Below are 15,657 nucleotides of genomic sequence, written 5' to 3'. Positions count from 1 at the left end.
CCGCGATGCGGCGCCGACCGCGCGCGCCGCAGCGCCACGCGCGCGACCGCGCGTTCGCGTCGCGCCGCCGTTCCCACTTCCCCCCGTCATGAGAACCGCGCCGATGATGTCCTCGTTGCCACCGCCAGGACGCAAGACCCTGCCCGCCCGCGGCCGCCCCTGGAACGAACTGCACGAAGCGCTGTCGGCGCTGCGCAGCGCCGACACCGACTGGCGCCACGGCCGCGACTCGCTCGAGGTCTACTACGCCGGCGAGGACGTGCTCGACGTCGCCCGCCGCGCCTACGCCATGTTCATCAGCGAAAACGCGCGCGCGCCGCAGTTCCCGAGCCTGCAGCGGATGCAGGACGACCTGATCGACATCTCGCTGTCGCTGCTCGGCGGCGGGCCGCGCGCGTCCGGCACGATCACCTGCGGCGGCGCCGAGAGCGCGCTGCTGGCGGTGCGCAGCGCATACCGCTCGTTCCGCGCGCGCCGCCCGCAGGTGCGCCGGCCGCATCTGCTGGTGCCCTCCAGCGTCCATCCCGTATACGAACAGGCCGCCGAGATGATGGGGCTGGAGCTGATCCGGGTCGCCATCGGCGGCGACTACCGCGCCAGCGTGCAGACCCTGAGCCAGTGCATCGAAGCCGAGACGATGATGATCGTGGCCTCGGCGCCGTCGCTGCCGTTCGGCGCGATCGACCCGATCGAAGCGCTGGGCCGGATCGCGCAAGACCGCGAGGTGTGGCTGCACGTGGACGCCTGCATCGGCGGCTTCCTCGCCCCGCACGTGACCCGCAGCGCGGCCGGCGTGCCGCGCTTCGATCTGGCCGTGCCGGGCGTGCGCTCGCTCGCCGCCGACCTGCACAAGTTCGGCTACGCCGCCAACGGCGTGTCGGTGCTGCTGTACGCCGACGCCGACGACCACACCCACCAGCTCTTCGAATACGACCAGTGGCCCAAGGGCCTGTGGCGCAGCCAGACCTTGTCGGGCACGCTCGCCGGCGGCGCGGTCGCCGCGGCCTGGGCGGTGATGCACTACCTCGGCGAAACCGGCTACCGCAGCCTGGCGCAGCGGGTCATGCACCTGCGCGACCGTTACCTGGAAGGGATCGAACGCATCGGCGGCCTGCACGTGCTCGGCCAGCCGGACCTCAGCGTGATCGCGTTCGGCTCGGACGAATTCGACATCCACGCCGTCGGCGACGCGATGCAGGCGCGCGGCTGGCACATCAGCCGGCTGTCGACCCCGGCCGCGCTGCACATGACGGTGACGCCGGTGCACGACCAGGCGGTGGAGGCGTATCTGGACGATCTGGCGCGCTGCGTGCACCGGTATCGTTAGCGGCGCACTGGGGCAACGAGCCGAGGGAAACAAGAGCGACCCGTACGTTCGCCGCGCGCAAACGAAAAGAGGAACGGGCCTGAGCCCGTTCCTCTTTTGGTCTTGGTCGTTTGCGCCTTATCAGCTGCGCAGCTTGAGCATCCGGTTCACGCCCAGCGCCGCCATCGTGCACACCGCGCCGGACAGCAGGTACACGCCGACGAAGGCCAGGCCGAAGTGCGCGCACAGGCCCAGCGCCACCAGCGGCGCGAACGCGGCGCCGATCAGCCAGGCCAGGTCGGAGGTCAGCGCGGCGCCGGTGTAGCGGTACTTGGCGCCGAAGTTGGCGGTCACCGAACCGGCGGCCTGGCCGTAGGACAGGCCGAGCAGGACGAAGCCGACCAGGATGAACACGTCCTGACCCACATTGCCGCCGCCGAGCAGGGTCGGGGCGAAGCCGCTGAACATCGCGATCGCCGCGGCCAGCGCGGCCAGGGTGCGCGGACGGCCGAACTTGTCGGCGATCCAGCCCGACGCCACCACCGCGCCGGCGGCGAGCGTCGCGCCGACGATCTGCACGACCAGGAACTGGGTCACCGACTGGTCGGAGTACAGCACGATCCACGACAGCGGGAAGATGGTGACGATGTGGAACAGCGCATAGCTGGCCAGCGCGGCGAACGCGCCGATGATCACGTGCCGGCCCTTGGCGTTGAACAGCTCCATCACCGGGGTCGGCTCGAGCTGCTGCTCGCCGAGCTCGCGCTCGTACTCGTGGGTCACCACCAGGCGCAGGCGCGCGAACAGCGCCACCACGTTCAGCGCGAACGCGGCGAAGAACGGGTAGCGCCAGCCCCAGTCGAGGAAGTCCTGGCGCGACAGCGCGGTGCTCAGGTAGGCGAACAGCGCCGCGGCGATGATGAAGCCGACCGGCGCGCCGAGCTGGCCGAGCATGGCGTACCAGCCGCGGCGCTCCTTCGGCGCGTTGAGCGCCAGCAGCGACGGCAGGCCGTCCCAGCTGCCGCCCAGGGCCACGCCCTGGCCGAGGCGGAACACCGACAGCAGCACCAGCGACAGCGCGCCGATCTTGGCGAAGCCCGGCAGGAAGGCGATGCCGGCGGTGCAGGTGCCGAGCAGGAACAAGGCGATGGTGAGCTTGGTGCTGCGGTCCCAGCGGCGCTGGATCCACATGAACAAGATCGTGCCGAACGGACGCGAGATGAAGGCCAGGGCGAAGATCGCGAACGACCACAGCGTGCCTTCGAGCTTGCCCAGGTGCGGGAAGAACACCGACGGGAACACCAGCGCCGAGGCGATGCCGTAGACGAAGAAGTCGAAGTATTCCGACGCGCGGCCGATCACCACGCCGACCGCGATGTCGCCCGGCGCGACCTCGGCGTGCGAATCGGTGCCGTGCACCGAGACGGTCGTGGACTCGGCCGCGGAAGCGGGATTTGCGTGGTTTGGCGTTTGCATCGTCGGCTGCAGCTCGGTGCGTGGTTCGATGAAGAAGTGCGGAATGTCGCGGGCGCTGCGGGGTGTGCCGGATCGGGCGGATCGGTTCATCCGGCCGCGCCGATACCTTACTCCTGGCCGCGCCGCCGCGCCGTTCGCGAACCGGCGAAAACTCCCGACGAACGGACCGCGAGGCCCGAAAACCCAGGTTTTTCCGCGTGTCCGCGCCGTCGCCGCCGCGCCCGGCCGCGCCGGAAGGCGCGCGCAGGCCTGCGCCCCGAAGACCGGGACGGCGTAAGCTTCCCACCCGGATTGCTGCACTGCCATAGGACAAAACGTCCAATCGTCCCGGCCGTCGCTGCGGCGCACAATTGCGCGGTCGCCGCGAGCCTCGCGGCCTTGTCGTGCTCAAGCGTCAGGTTGATGAACGCAATCAAGTCCCTCCTCCGTCCCCTGCTCCTGGCCGGCGCGCTGCTGCCGCTGGCGGGCTGCAATACGCTCCTGCTGAACGCGCCCGGCGACGTGGCCCGCCAGCAAGGCGATCTGATCATCGTCTCCACCGTGCTGATGCTGCTGATCATCGTGCCGGTGATCGCGCTGACCCTGTTCTTCGCCTGGCGCTACCGCGCGTCCAACGCGAAGGCGACCTACAAGCCCGACTGGGACCACTCGACCCAGCTCGAGCTGCTGATCTGGGCCGCGCCGCTGCTGATCATCATCGTGCTCGGCGCGATCACCTGGGTCAGCACCCACACCCTGGATCCCTACCGCCCGCTCGACCGGATCAAGCCCGGCCAGCCGGTCGCCGCCGAGGTCAAGCCGCTGGAGATCGAGGTGGTGGCGCTGGACTGGAAGTGGCTGTTCCTCTATCCCGAATACAACATCGCCACGATCAACGAGATCGCAGCGCCGGTGGACCGCCCGATCAAGTTCAAGATCACCGCGTCCTCGGTCATGAACTCGTTCTACATCCCCGCCCTGGCCGGCCAGATCTACGCCATGCCGGGCATGGAGACCCAACTGCACGCGGTGATGAACCACCCGGGCGAGTACCAGGGCTTCTCCGCCAACTACAGCGGCGCCGGCTTCTCGCACATGCGCTTCAAGTTCCACGGCCTGGACCAGGCCGGCTTCGACCAGTGGGTGCAGAGCAACCGCGCCAGCGGCCGGACCCTGGAACGCGCCGGCTACCTGGAACTGGAAAAGCCCAGCGAGAAGGAACCGGTGCGCCGCTACGCCTCGGTTGCGCCGGGCCTGTACAAGGCCATCCTCAACCGCTGCGTCGACTCGTCGAAGATGTGCATGGACGAGATGATGATGATCGACGCCAACGGCGGCCTGGGCAACAGCGCCAACGCGCTGGCGCCACGCCGCCGCGGCGACCTGCGCGGCGGCCCGGTGGTGCTCTCGGCGATGTGCGTCACCGAGCCCTCGGCCACCCCCAGCTGGGGCGTCGCCACCCTGGCGCCCTGAGCGTTTAGCGCAAGCATTCAACCGCGCGCCTCGCGCGCGCAGGTCCGCACGCGGACTCCGGAGCGAAGATGTCTAACCAATCCAACCTCGCCAAGCTGATCTTCGGCCGGCTCACGTGGGAATCGATCCCGCTGCACGAGCCGATCCTGATCGGCACTTTCGCCATGGTCGCGCTCGGCGGCATCGCCGTGCTGGGCCTGCTGACCCGCTACAAGCTCTGGGGCTATCTCTGGAAGGAGTGGTTCACCAGCATCGACCACAAGAAGATCGGCATCATGTACATCGTGCTGGGGCTGGTCATGCTCATGCGCGGCTTCGCCGACGCGATCATGATGCGCATGCAGCAGGCGATGGCCTTCGGCGACAACGCCGGCTTCCTGCCGCCGCACCACTACGACCAGATCTTCACCGCCCACGGCGTGATCATGATCTTCTTCGTGGCGATGCCGCTGGTGACCGGCTTCATGAACTACGTGGTGCCGCTGCAGATCGGCGCGCGCGACGTGGCGTTCCCGTTCCTCAACAACTTCAGCTTCTGGATGACCGCCTGCGGCGCGGGCCTGGTGATGGTCTCGCTGTTCGTCGGCGAGTTCTCCACCGCCGGCTGGCTGGCGTATCCGCCGCTGTCGGGCATCGCCTACAGTCCCAGCGTCGGCGTCGACTACTACATCTGGGCGCTGCAGATCGCCGGCGTCGGCACCTTGCTATCGGGCGTCAACCTGATCGCGACCATCGTCAAGATGCGCGCGCCGGGCATGAGCATGATGAAGATGCCGGTGTTCACCTGGACCTCGCTGTGCACCAACGTGCTGATCGTGGCCGCGTTCCCGGTGCTGACCGCGGTGCTGGTGCTGCTCTCGCTCGACCGCTACGCGGGCACCAACTTCTTCACGAACGATCTGGGCGGCAACCCCATGATGTACGTGAACCTGATCTGGATCTGGGGCCACCCGGAGGTCTACATCCTGATCCTGCCGTGCTTCGGCATCTTCTCCGAGATCGTCTCCACCTACAGCGGCAAGCGCCTGTTCGGCTACGCCTCGATGGTGTACGCGACGGTGGTGATCACGATCCTGTCCTACCTGGTGTGGCTGCACCACTTCTTCACCATGGGCTCGGGCGCCAGCGTCAACTCGTTCTTCGGCATCACCACGATGATCATCTCGATCCCTACGGGCGCGAAGATCTTCAACTGGCTGTTCACCATGTACCGCGGCCGCATCCGCTTCGAGGTGCCGATGCTGTGGACGGTGGGCTTCATGGTCACCTTCACCATCGGCGGCATGACCGGCGTGCTGCTGGCGGTGCCGCCGGCCGACTTCGTCCTGCACAACAGCCTGTTCCTGATCGCCCACTTCCATAACGTGATCATCGGCGGCGTGCTGTTCGGCCTGTTCGCCGGCATCAACTTCTGGTGGCCCAAGGCCTTCGGCTTCAAGCTCGATCCGTTCTGGGGCAAGTGCTCGTTCTGGTTCTGGCAGATCGGCTTCTTCTTCGCCTTCATGCCGCTGTACGTGCTCGGCCTGATGGGCGTGACCCGGCGCATGAGCCATTTCGACGATCCCTCGATCCAGATCTGGTTCATCGTCGCCGCCTTCGGCGCCGCGCTGATCGCGATCGGCATCGCCTGCATGCTGATCCAGATCTTCGTCAGCATCCGCAACCGCGAGAAGCTGCGCGATCCGACCGGCGACCCGTGGCAGGGCCGCACCCTGGAGTGGTCGACGTCCTCGCCGCCGCCGGCCTACAACTTCGCCTTCACCCCGGTGGTGCACGACAACGACGCCTGGCACGACATGAAGCAGAGCGGCTTCCAGCGTCCGACCTCGGGCTTCCTGGCCATCCACATGCCCAAGAACACCGCCGCCGGCCTGGTCATCGCCCTGCTCAGCACCGTCTGCGCGTTCGCCCTGATCTGGCAGATGTGGCTGGTGGCCGGCGTGTTCTTCGCCGCGATGCTGGTCGCCGCGATCGTCCACACCTTCAACTACAAGCGCGATTACTACATCCCGGCGGACGAAGTCGCCGCCACCGAAAACCAGCGCACGCAACAACTGGCCGCCGCCCATGTCTGACGCCACCGCCATCCTCACCCACGCCCAGGCGCAGCCGCCCTCCTCGGCCGCGCGCTTCCTCGACCTCAAGGGCAAGCACCATCCGGAAAACGGCACCCTGCTCGGGTTCTGGCTGTACCTGATGAGCGACTGCCTGGTGTTCGCCGTGCTGTTCGCCACCTACGGCGTGCTCGGCCGCAGCTACGCGGCCGGCCCGTCGGGCGCGGACCTGTTCGACCTGCAGCTGGTGGCGATCAACACCTCGATGCTGCTGCTGTCGTCGATCACCTACGGCTTTGCGATGATCGCGATGACCAGGCGCAAGCTCGCCGCGGTGCAGGGCTGGCTGGCGATCACCGGCCTGTTCGGCCTGGCCTTCATCGGCCTGGAGCTGTACGAGTTCGCCCACCTGATCCATGAGGGCGCCGGCCCGCAGCGCAGCGCGTTCCTGTCCTCGTTCTTCGCCCTGGTCGCCACCCACGGCCTGCACGTCACCTTCGGCATCGTCTGGCTGGTGGTGCTGATGGTGCAGTTGAACAAGCACGGCCTGACCGCGCCGAACCGCCGCCGCCTGCTGTGCCTGTCGATGTTCTGGCATTTCCTCGACGTCGTCTGGATCGGCGTCTTCACCTTCGTCTACCTGATGGGAGTGCTGCCGTGACCCAGTCCGCGCACCACGACAACGCACACGCTCACGACGATCACGCCCACGATCACGACGAGCACGACGACTACCACGGCACCGTCAAGGGCTACACCATCGGCTTCCTGCTGTCGGTGCTGCTGACCGCGATCCCGTTCTGGCTGGTCATGGCCAAGGTGCTGCCGTCCTCGGGCGCGACCGCCGCGGTGATCCTCGGCTTCGCCGTGGTCCAGATCGTCGTGCACATGGTCTACTTCCTGCACATGAACACGAAGTCGGAAGGCGGCTGGAACATGCTGGCGCTGATCTTCACCCTGGTGATCGTGGTCATCACCCTGGCCGGCTCGTTGTGGGTCATGCATCACTTGAACGTGAACATGATGCCGATGCCGCATGAGATGCGGAATATGCCTTGAGGCCAGCAGATAGCGGATAGGAGCGAGTAGATAGCGCGCCTCTTCGCGGTTTGCGCGGCGAACGGCCTCAAGGCGTTCGCCGCGTTCTCTCCAGCATGCCATCCCCGCGCAGGCGGGGATCCAGAGACTTCGGCCGGCCCTTCTCCGGCAGCCTGCGCCGGTTTCGCGCGCAGCCGCACCCCGCCCCGGTCCACGCTGGGCTATCATCCCCACGCAACCGGCTCGCCCCACTCGTCTTCCGCACGAGGCCCGCTCATGGCGACCAGCGTCAAATCGCCGCGCAGTCCCTTCGTCCTCGGCCTGATCGGCGCCGTGTTCCTGGCGCTGTTCGCCGGGCTGATCGCGCTCGGCGCCTGGCAGGTGCAGCGCCTGGGCTGGAAGCGCGACCTGATCCAGCGGGTGGAGTCGCGCGTGCACGCCGAGCCCGGCGCCGCGCCCGGGCCCGCCGATTGGCCCGCGGTCGGCGCCGCGCGCGACGAATACCGCCACGTGCGCCTGCGCGGGCGCTACCTGCCCGGCGCCGACACCCGGGTGCAGGCGGTGACCGAACTCGGCCCCGGCTTCTGGCTGCTGAGCCCGCTGCGCAGCGACGCCGGCTACACCGTGCTGGTCAATCGCGGCTACGTGCCGGACGCGCGCACCGCGCAATCGACGCCGCCGCCGGCGGGCGAAGTCGAAGTGACCGGCCTGCTGCGCCTGAGCGAGCCCGGCGGCGGATTTTTGCGCAAGAACCAGCCGGCGCGGCAGCGCTGGTTCTCGCGCGACGTCGCCGCGATCGCCGCCGCGCACCGCTTCGACGGCGCCGTCGCGCCGTATTTCGTCGACGCCGACCGCGCCGCGCCGCTGCCGGGCGACTTGCGCCAGGCCCCGCAATGGCCGGTCGGCGGCCTCACGGTGATAAAGTTCCCCAACAACCACTTGCAGTACGCGCTGACCTGGTTCGCGCTGGCGCTGATGGTGCTGTGGGCGGGCTGGCGGGTGTGGAAGGAAGAAGCGCGGCGCCGCAGGGCGCACAAAACGCCCTGACGCCCCCACCGTTCCCGGCCCCCCCTTCTCTCCCGCTTCGCGCTCCAACCCCGCAGTCCCCGCCGTGCTCTACTCGTTCCTCACTCCTCTCCACTCGCTTCTGCCCGACAGCATGCAGCCCGACCAGCCCCTGCCGGCCTCGCGCGACGGCACCGGAGTCAAGAACATGCACCAGCTGATCCAGCTGCGCTGGATCGCGGTGATCGGCCAGGTCGCCACCATCGTCTTCGTCCACTACGGCTTCGGCATCGCCCTGCCGCTGATGCCGATGGCGATCGTGCTGGCCTGCCTGGCCGCGTTCAACCTGGTCAGCACGCTGCGCTGGCGCAAGCGCGAGGAAGTCACCAACGGCGCGCTGTTCCTGGCCCTGCTGGTCGACATCCTCACCCTGACCGCGCAGCTCTACCTCAGCGGCGGCGCGGCCAATCCGTTCGTGTTCCTGTACCTGCTGCAGGTGGCGCTGGCCTGCGTGCTGCTGCGCACCTGGGCCAGTTGCGCGGTGGTGCTGGTGACCACCGCCTGCTTCATCGCCCTGACCGCGTTCGCCGGGCCCGTGGTGATTCCGGCCGACCCGACCCGCGGCCTGCGCGATCCCTACGTGCAAGGCCTGCTGCTGTGCTTCGCGCTCAACGCGACCTTGCTGGTGGTGTTCATCACCCGCATCGGCCGCAACCTGCGCGCGCGCGACCAGCGCCTGGCCGACCTGCGCCAGCGCGCCGCCGAGGAAGAACACATCGTCCGCATGGGCCTGCTCGCCTCCGGCGCCGCGCACGAGCTGGGCACGCCGCTGGCGACGCTGTCGGTGATCCTCGGCGACTGGCGGCGGATGCCGCCGTTCACCCAGCAGCCCGAGCTGCTGCAGGAGCTCGACGAGATGCAGACCCAGCTGACCCGCTGCAAGAGCATCGTCACCGGCATCCTGCTCTCGGCCGGCGAAGCGCGCGGCGAGGCGCCGGCCATCACCACGGTGACGGCGTTCCTCGACGATTTGGTCGAAGAATGGCGCAACACCCGACCGGTGCGCGGATTCGACTACGAAAACGGCTTCGGCGAGGATGAGCCGATCATTTCCGACTCCGGCCTCAAGCAGATGATCTGCAACGTGCTCGACAACGCGCTGGAAGCCTCGCCCGGCTGGGTCGGGCTGGAATCCTGGCGCGACGAAGACCGCCTGGTGCTGCGCGTCAGCGACGCCGGCCCCGGCTTCGCCCCGGCGATGCTGTCGCATTTCGGCAAGCCCTATCAGTCCAGCAAGGGCCGGCCGGGCGGCGGATTGGGCCTGTTCCTCGCCCTCAACGTGGCGCGCCAGCTCGGCGGCAGCATGGTCGCGCGCAACCGCGAACCCAGCGGCGCGGTGGTGACCATGAGCCTGCCGCTGGCCGCGCTGACGCCGCCGGAGACCGCGGATGAGTGACGACCTGCCGCTGCCGCCCGACGACGAGGACGACGAGCCGCGCCGGCTGCTGATCGTCGAGGACGACGCCGCCTTCGCGCGCACGCTCAGCCGTTCGTTCGAGCGCCGCGGCTATCTCGTCCATCACGCCAGCAACCTGGCCGAAGTCGAAGCGCTGCTGAGGCAGCACACGCCCGGCTACGCCGTGGTCGATCTCAAGCTCGCCGGCGGCGACTCGGGCCTGGCCTGCGTGCAGGCGCTGCACGCCCACGACGAGGACATGCTGATCGTGGTGCTGACCGGCTACGCCAGCATCGCCACCGCGGTCGAGGCGATCAAGCTCGGCGCCCTGCACTACCTGGCCAAGCCGTCCAATACCGACGACATCGAAGCCGCGTTCGGCCGCGCCGAAGGCGACGTCAACGTCGAACTGACCGAACGCCAGACCTCGATCAAGACGCTGGAGTGGGAGCGCATCCACGAGATGCTCGCCGCGACCGACTTCAACATCTCCGAAACCGCCCGGCGGCTGGGCATGCACCGGCGGACCTTGGCGCGCAAGCTGGGCAAGCATCGGATCAAGTGAGCCCGCGAATCGAGGCGAGGCTTGGCGCTGAAGTCTCTGGATCCCCGCCTTCGCGGGGATGACGATCTGGAAGAAACGCGACGAAACCCACCTGCCGTCATTCCCGCGTAGGCGGGAATCTAGGGCTTTATCGGGGCATGACTCTGAAGTCTCTGGATCCCCGCCTGCGCGGGGATGACGATCTGGAAGAAACGCGACGAAACCCACCTACTGTCATTCCCGCGTATGCGGGAATCCAGGGCTTTATCGAGGCATGGCTTTGAAGTCTCTGGATCCCCGCCTGCGCGGGGATGACGGTCTGGAAGAAACGCGACGAAACCCACCTGCCGTCATTCTCGCGTAGGCGGGCTTTGCTTTACTTCGGCGAAGCCGAACATCCAGGGCTTCATCCAGACATCACTCTGAAGCCTCTGCTCCCGTCGCGAAGATCACCGCCGGACACCGGCGCGTCATGTGACCCGCATCGCCCCTCCCGCGCTGAATACGATTGCAGACCGCCATGCTGCAATGCGACCGCCTTCTAAAGTCGTAACCCACGCCCGCGACCGTCGCGGCGCGTCGATCAGGGAGCGCGGCGACGATGGGCGAACAGGGATTTGCGAACCGACGATCGATCCGCGCGCAATTGCGCGCGCTCGCCCTGGCCACATTGGCGGCCTGCGCGCTGAGCCCGGCGCACGCCGCCATCGACGCGCAACAGCTGGGCGCGCGCTACGACGCGAGCCAGGCCAACCTCGCCTTCCGCGTCTACTCCTCGCGCGCGACCCGCATCGAAGTATTCCTGTACAAGAACCCGACCGGTTCGCAGGAAGTCGCGCGGCTGGCGCTGAGCAAGGATCCGGCGACGCAGATCTGGTCGCTGTCGGTGCCGGTCAGCACGATCAAGACCACCTACGGCATCGCCGGCGCGGTCTACTACGGCTATCGCGCCTGGGGCCCGAACTGGACTTACGACCCGGCCTGGACCAAGGGCAGCGCGACCGGCTTCGTCAGCGACGTCGACAACGCCGGCAACCGCTTCAATCCCAACAAGCTGCTGATCGACCCCTATGCGCGCGAGATCAGCCAGGACCCCAACACCGCGGCCTGCCCCGACGGCACCATCTACGCCAGCGGCGCCGCCCATCGCAACAAGGACAGCGGCCTGTGCGCGAGCAAGAGCATCGCGCTGGCCGCCGATGCCGCCTCCGTCGGCAGCAAGCCGACCCGCGCGCTCAAGGACGAGGTGATCTATGAGGTCCACGTCCGCGGCCTGACCCGCAACGACGACAGCGTGCCCGCGGCCGAACGCGGCACCTACAAGGGCGCCGCGCGCAAGGCCGCGGCGCTGGCCGCGCTCGGCGTCACCGCAGTCGAGTTCCTGCCGGTGCAGGAGGCGCAGAACGACCAGAACGACATCGATCCGAACTCGACCGCGGGCGACAACTACTGGGGCTACATGACCCTGAACTACTTCGCCCCGGACCGCCGCTACGCCTACGACAAGACGCCCGGCGGGCCGACCCGCGAATGGAAGGCGATGGTCAAGGCCTTCCACGACGCCGGCATCAAGGTCTACATCGACGTGGTCTACAACCACACTGGCGAAGGCGGGCCCTGGGGCGGCAGCGACGGGCTCAGCGTCTACAACCTGCTGTCGTTCCGCGGCCTCGACAACCCGGCCTACTACTCGCTGACCAGCGACTACAAATATCCTTGGGACAACACCGGCGTCGGCGGCAACTACAACACCCGCCATCCCGTCGCGCAGAATCTGATCGTCGATTCGCTCGCCTACTGGCGCGACGCGCTCGGCGTCGACGGCTTCCGCTTCGACCTGGCCTCGGTGCTCGGCAACAGCTGCCAGCACGGCTGCTTCAACTTCGACAAGAACGATGCAGGCAACGCGCTCAACCGCATCGTCGCCGAACTGCCGCCGCGCCCGGCCGCGGGCGGCGCGGGCCTGGACCTGATCGCCGAGCCTTGGGCGATCGGCGGCAACTCGTACCAGGTCGGCGGGTTTCCGTCCGGCTGGGCCGAATGGAACGGGCTCTACCGCGACGCGCTGCGCAAGAAGCAGAACAAGCTCGGCGTCGAGACGGTCACGCCCGGCACCCTGGCCAGCCGCTTCGCCGGCTCCAGCGACCTGTACGGCGACGACGGCCGCAAGCCCTGGCATTCGATCAACTTCGTCGTCGCCCACGACGGCTTCACCCTCAACGACCTGTACGCCTACAACGACAAGCAAAACAACCAGCCCTGGCCCTACGGCCCGTCCGACGGCGGCGAAGACCACAATCTGAGCTGGAACCAGGGCGGCATCGTCGCCGACCAGCGCAAGGCCGCGCGCACCGGTCTGGCCCTGCTGATGCTGAGCGCCGGCGTGCCGATGATCACCGGCGGCGACGAGGCGCTGCGCACCCAGTTCGGCAACAACAACACCTACAACCTGGATTCGGCGGCGAACTGGCTGTACTGGACCCGCAGCGCGGTCGAGGCCGACCACGAAACCTTCACCCAGCGCTTGATCGCGTTCCGCAAGGCGCATCCGGCGCTGCGGCCGGCCGCGTTCTATTCCGGCAGCGACGGCAACGGCAATGTGATGGAGCAGTTGCGCTGGTTCAAGCCCGACGGCGCCCAGGCCGACAGCGCCTACTTCAACGGCGCCGACAACCACGCCCTGGCCTGGCGCATCGACGGCAGCGAGTTCGGCGACAGCGCCAGCGCGATCTACGTCGCCTACAACGGCTGGTCGGGCCCGGTGAACTTCGTGCTGCCGTGGCCGGGCACCGGCAAGCAGTGGTACCGCGTCGCCGACACCGCGACCTGGAACGAAGGCCCCAACGCCTTCGCCGCGCCCGGCAGCGAAACCCCGATCGGCGGCGAAAACACCAGCTACGGCGCGCAAGCCCGCTCGCTGTTCCTGCTGATCGCCAAATGACCCGACGCGCCCCCTCGCATCGCCCTGACGGCAAGCCCCCTGTAGGAGCGGCGCAAGCCGCGACCGCGACAACGCAACCACCACGAAACTTCCGCCGCAAGCCAAGCGCCACAGCCGCTTCGCCGCAGCGGCAAGCCCCCTGTAGGAGCGGCGCAAGCCGCGACCGCGACAACCCAACCGCGACGAAACTTCCATCGCACGCGCAATGTCGCGGTCGCGGCTTGCGCCGCTCCTACAGGGGCTTCGGACGGTTTCGCGGGGCGGCGACGCGCCGCCTTTACGCCGCGCCCTCGACGCGCTCGCTTGCCTGCGCCCGATACTGACTCGGCGACACCCCGAACTCGCGCCGGAAGCCGCGCGCCAGCGCCGCCTCCGACGCATAGCCCACGCGTTCGGCGACCTGCGCCACCAACAGCTCGGTGCGCGCCAGCAGATCCGCCGCCAACTGCATGCGCCAACGCCCCAGATAGCGCATCGGTGGCTCACCGACGGCGCGGGCGAAGCGCTGGCCGAGGCTGGAACGCGACTGATGCAGCCGCGACGCCAGCGTCTGCACGCTCCAGGCCCGCGCCGGCTCGGCGTGCAGCAGGGCCAGGGCGCGACCGACCAGCGGATCGCGCAGCGCGGTCAGCCAACCGCTCTGGCGCGGCGGCGCCGACGCCAGCCAATGCCGCACCGACCAGATGAACACCATGTCGATCAGCCGCGCCAACATGATCCGGCTGCCGATGCTCGGCTCGCGCGTTTCCTTGCGCATCGCCTCGAAGGTCAACGCCAGCCATTGCGCCGCCTCGCTCGCGCCGGCCTGTTCGCAAGCGGCGGTGCGCGCGTGCAGCACTTCCGGCAAGGCCCGCATCAACGCCGCGCCGCTCATCGCCTCGAAACCGAATGCGCCGCTGGTGAGTTCAGGCGCGCGGCCGCGCGCCGCGGCCTCGATCCGGTGCGCGTTGCCGTGCGGCAGGATCAGCAGTTCGCCGGGCTGCACGCGCAAGCGCGTCGCTCGCGCGCGCTCGCCGGCCGCTGGCTCGATCGAGAACTCGCACGCCGCGCCGCGCACGAAATGAAACATCGCGCGGCCATCGGCGTAGCGCAGCGGCGCGCCGACGCGCAGCGGCCCTTCGCGCAGCAGTTCGCCGTGCACGCGCGCCAGCCGGAACGCATCGAAGAACACCTCGTCCTGCAGCGAGGCGAAGGCGGCGGCGGTGCGTGCGCTGTGGCGTCTGGGCATTGGATTGCGGCGTCCGGGCAAGGTCGGGGGCGAAGGCGCAGCCTAGGCTAGCGATGCGTCCGCTTCGCGGCCGCGGCGGCAAGCCGCGCAAGCCGGCTTCGGCGTCATTTTCCAGGGATGAAAAATCCAAGACAAGCGTCTTTCAGAGTCATGAAAGACACTCGAAAATAATTCACGCCGCGTAGTTTCTGCCTATGAAAATCTCGGCGTCTCGCAACGATCCGGGCCCGGCCCGGCGCGACGGGCCGACGCCAACCGGCCGCCGCGCGCATGCTTGCGTTGGCGCATCCCTCCGATCTCCACCCGACACGGAATCACGATCATGAGCGGCAAACCCACCATCGTTCTCGTACACGGCTTCTGGGGCGGCGCGGCGCACTGGGCCAAGACCATCGTCGAGCTTTCGCGCAAGGGCTACACCGACATCCGCGCGGTGGAAGTGCCGCTGACCTCGCTGGCCGACGACGCCGCGCGCACCCGCAAGATGATCGAACAAGCGCCCGGCCCGGTGCTGCTGGTCGGCCATTCCTACGGCGGCGCGGTGATCACCGAAGCCGGCAACCACGACAAGGTCGCCGGACTGGTCTACATCGCCGCGTTCGCGCCCGACCGCGGCGAAAGCCCGGGCGGCATCACCCAGGAGCACCTGCCCGAAGCGGCGCCGAACCTGGCCCCCGACAGCGACGGCTACCTGTGGCTGAAGGCCGACAAGTTCCACGAGAGCTTCTGCCAGGACCTCAGCGCCGACGAAGGCCTGGTGATGGCGGTGACGCAGAAGGCGCCGCTGGCGAGCACCTTCGGCGACGCGATCTCGCAGCCGGCGTGGCGGTCCAAGCCGACCTGGTACCAGATCTCGGCCCACGACCGCATGATCCACCCGAAGAACCAGAAGCGCATGTCGGCGCGGATGAACCCGAAGAGGACCATAACCCTGGACGCCAGCCACGCCTCGCTGGCCTCGCAGCCGGCGCAGATCGCCGCGCTGATCGACGAAGCCGCGCGCGCGGTCGGCTGAGGCCTCGCGGAACGCGCCGCTTCTGCGGCCGCTTCGCTGCAGCGACCCGAGTCCTGCAGGAGCGGCGCGAGCTGCGACTGCGACAACGCAACTACGGCGAAACCTTCGTCGCAAGCGCAGTGCCGCGGTCGCGACTTGCGTC

The 15,657-nt window shown here is 68.4% G+C and carries 12 protein-coding genes; 10 read left to right on the top strand and 2 right to left on the bottom strand.

The genetic code is table 11. The annotated features are described in order from the left end of the window. Positions 1 to 106 precede the first annotated feature (106 nt). Positions 107 to 1,327 carry a pyridoxal phosphate-dependent decarboxylase family protein gene (locus A7A76_RS04495; protein ID WP_206410073.1) on the top strand — a complete coding sequence of 407 codons (1,221 nt, stop codon included), beginning with the start codon at positions 107 to 109 and terminating at the stop codon, positions 1,325 to 1,327. Positions 1,328 to 1,447: 120 nt separating this feature from the next. Here A7A76_RS04495 and A7A76_RS04490 read toward each other — a convergent pair whose 3' ends face one another. After that, on the bottom strand, positions 1,448 to 2,725 hold the full coding sequence (locus A7A76_RS04490) for an MFS transporter (protein ID WP_343225280.1): 1,278 nt from the start codon (positions 2,723 to 2,725) through the stop codon (positions 1,448 to 1,450). A gap of 459 nt (positions 2,726 to 3,184) precedes the next feature. Here A7A76_RS04490 and cyoA point away from each other — a divergent pair, with 459 nt between their 5' ends. The 8 genes from cyoA to A7A76_RS04450 all read left to right on the top strand — a co-directional run bounded on the left by cyoA (position 3,185) and on the right by A7A76_RS04450 (position 13,272). Beyond that, positions 3,185 to 4,234, top strand: a complete 1,050-nt coding sequence (gene cyoA / locus A7A76_RS04485) for a ubiquinol oxidase subunit II (RefSeq protein WP_206410071.1) — start codon at positions 3,185 to 3,187, stop codon at positions 4,232 to 4,234. A gap of 68 nt (positions 4,235 to 4,302) precedes the next feature. Further along, the gene (gene cyoB / locus A7A76_RS04480; RefSeq protein WP_241200721.1) at positions 4,303 to 6,309 is read left to right on the top strand and encodes a cytochrome o ubiquinol oxidase subunit I; all 2,007 of its coding nucleotides are present in this window, start codon (positions 4,303 to 4,305) and stop codon (positions 6,307 to 6,309) included. Continuing rightward, the gene (gene cyoC, locus A7A76_RS04475; RefSeq protein WP_206410070.1) at positions 6,302 to 6,949 is read left to right on the top strand and encodes a cytochrome o ubiquinol oxidase subunit III; all 648 of its coding nucleotides are present in this window, start codon (positions 6,302 to 6,304) and stop codon (positions 6,947 to 6,949) included. The genes cyoB and cyoC overlap by 8 nt, the downstream gene beginning before the upstream one ends. After that, positions 6,946 to 7,347 (top strand): cytochrome o ubiquinol oxidase subunit IV, encoded by a 402-nt coding sequence (cyoD, locus tag A7A76_RS04470; protein ID WP_206410069.1) that lies wholly within the window; start codon positions 6,946 to 6,948, stop codon positions 7,345 to 7,347. The genes cyoC and cyoD overlap by 4 nt, the downstream gene beginning before the upstream one ends. 255 nt (positions 7,348 to 7,602) lie before the next feature. Further along, positions 7,603 to 8,373 (top strand): SURF1 family protein, encoded by a 771-nt coding sequence (locus tag A7A76_RS04465; protein ID WP_206410068.1) that lies wholly within the window; start codon positions 7,603 to 7,605, stop codon positions 8,371 to 8,373. A gap of 166 nt (positions 8,374 to 8,539) precedes the next feature. Beyond that, the gene (locus A7A76_RS04460; protein ID WP_241200720.1) at positions 8,540 to 9,787 is read left to right on the top strand and encodes an ATP-binding protein; all 1,248 of its coding nucleotides are present in this window, start codon (positions 8,540 to 8,542) and stop codon (positions 9,785 to 9,787) included. Beyond that, positions 9,780 to 10,352, top strand: a complete 573-nt coding sequence (locus tag A7A76_RS04455; protein WP_206410067.1) for a response regulator transcription factor — start codon at positions 9,780 to 9,782, stop codon at positions 10,350 to 10,352. The genes A7A76_RS04460 and A7A76_RS04455 overlap by 8 nt, the downstream gene beginning before the upstream one ends. Positions 10,353 to 10,977: 625 nt before the next feature. Next, positions 10,978 to 13,272, top strand: coding sequence for a glycogen debranching protein (locus A7A76_RS04450; protein ID WP_206410066.1), 2,295 nt, complete (start codon positions 10,978 to 10,980; stop codon positions 13,270 to 13,272). A 277-nt stretch (positions 13,273 to 13,549) separates the two neighbouring features. Here A7A76_RS04450 and A7A76_RS04445 read toward each other — a convergent pair whose 3' ends face one another. After that, positions 13,550 to 14,500 carry a helix-turn-helix transcriptional regulator gene (locus A7A76_RS04445; protein ID WP_206410065.1) on the bottom strand — a complete coding sequence of 317 codons (951 nt, stop codon included), beginning with the start codon at positions 14,498 to 14,500 and terminating at the stop codon, positions 13,550 to 13,552. 322 nt (positions 14,501 to 14,822) lie between these two features. Between A7A76_RS04445 and A7A76_RS04440 the strand changes: the two genes are divergently transcribed. Then, entirely contained in the window at positions 14,823 to 15,515 is a 693-nt protein-coding gene (locus A7A76_RS04440) for an alpha/beta hydrolase (RefSeq protein WP_206410064.1), read from the top strand. The last annotated feature ends 142 nt before the right edge of the window (positions 15,516 to 15,657 follow it).

It is taken from the genome of Lysobacter enzymogenes, from assembly GCF_017168095.1.
In the GTDB taxonomy this organism is placed as follows: domain Bacteria; phylum Pseudomonadota; class Gammaproteobacteria; order Xanthomonadales; family Xanthomonadaceae; genus Lysobacter; species Lysobacter enzymogenes_D.
This window is presented reverse-complemented; position numbering and strand designations above follow the sequence as displayed.

Excerpts from the sequence above, each read along its gene's own strand:
- A7A76_RS04495 (WP_206410073.1), top strand. The coding sequence starts at position 107 with ATGTCCTCGTTGCCACCGCCAGGACGCAAGACCCTGCCCGCCCGCGGC.
- cyoA (WP_206410071.1), top strand. The coding sequence starts at position 3,185 with ATGAACGCAATCAAGTCCCTCCTCCGTCCCCTGCTCCTGGCCGGCGCG.
- cyoB (WP_241200721.1), top strand. The coding sequence starts at position 4,303 with ATGTCTAACCAATCCAACCTCGCCAAGCTGATCTTCGGCCGGCTCACG.
- cyoC (WP_206410070.1), top strand. The coding sequence starts at position 6,302 with ATGTCTGACGCCACCGCCATCCTCACCCACGCCCAGGCGCAGCCGCCC.
- A7A76_RS04465 (WP_206410068.1), top strand. The coding sequence starts at position 7,603 with ATGGCGACCAGCGTCAAATCGCCGCGCAGTCCCTTCGTCCTCGGCCTG.
- A7A76_RS04460 (WP_241200720.1), top strand. The coding sequence starts at position 8,540 with ATGCACCAGCTGATCCAGCTGCGCTGGATCGCGGTGATCGGCCAGGTC.
- A7A76_RS04455 (WP_206410067.1), top strand. The coding sequence starts at position 9,780 with ATGAGTGACGACCTGCCGCTGCCGCCCGACGACGAGGACGACGAGCCG.
- A7A76_RS04445 (WP_206410065.1), bottom strand. The coding sequence starts at position 14,500 with ATGCCCAGACGCCACAGCGCACGCACCGCCGCCGCCTTCGCCTCGCTG.
- A7A76_RS04440 (WP_206410064.1), top strand. The coding sequence starts at position 14,823 with ATGAGCGGCAAACCCACCATCGTTCTCGTACACGGCTTCTGGGGCGGC.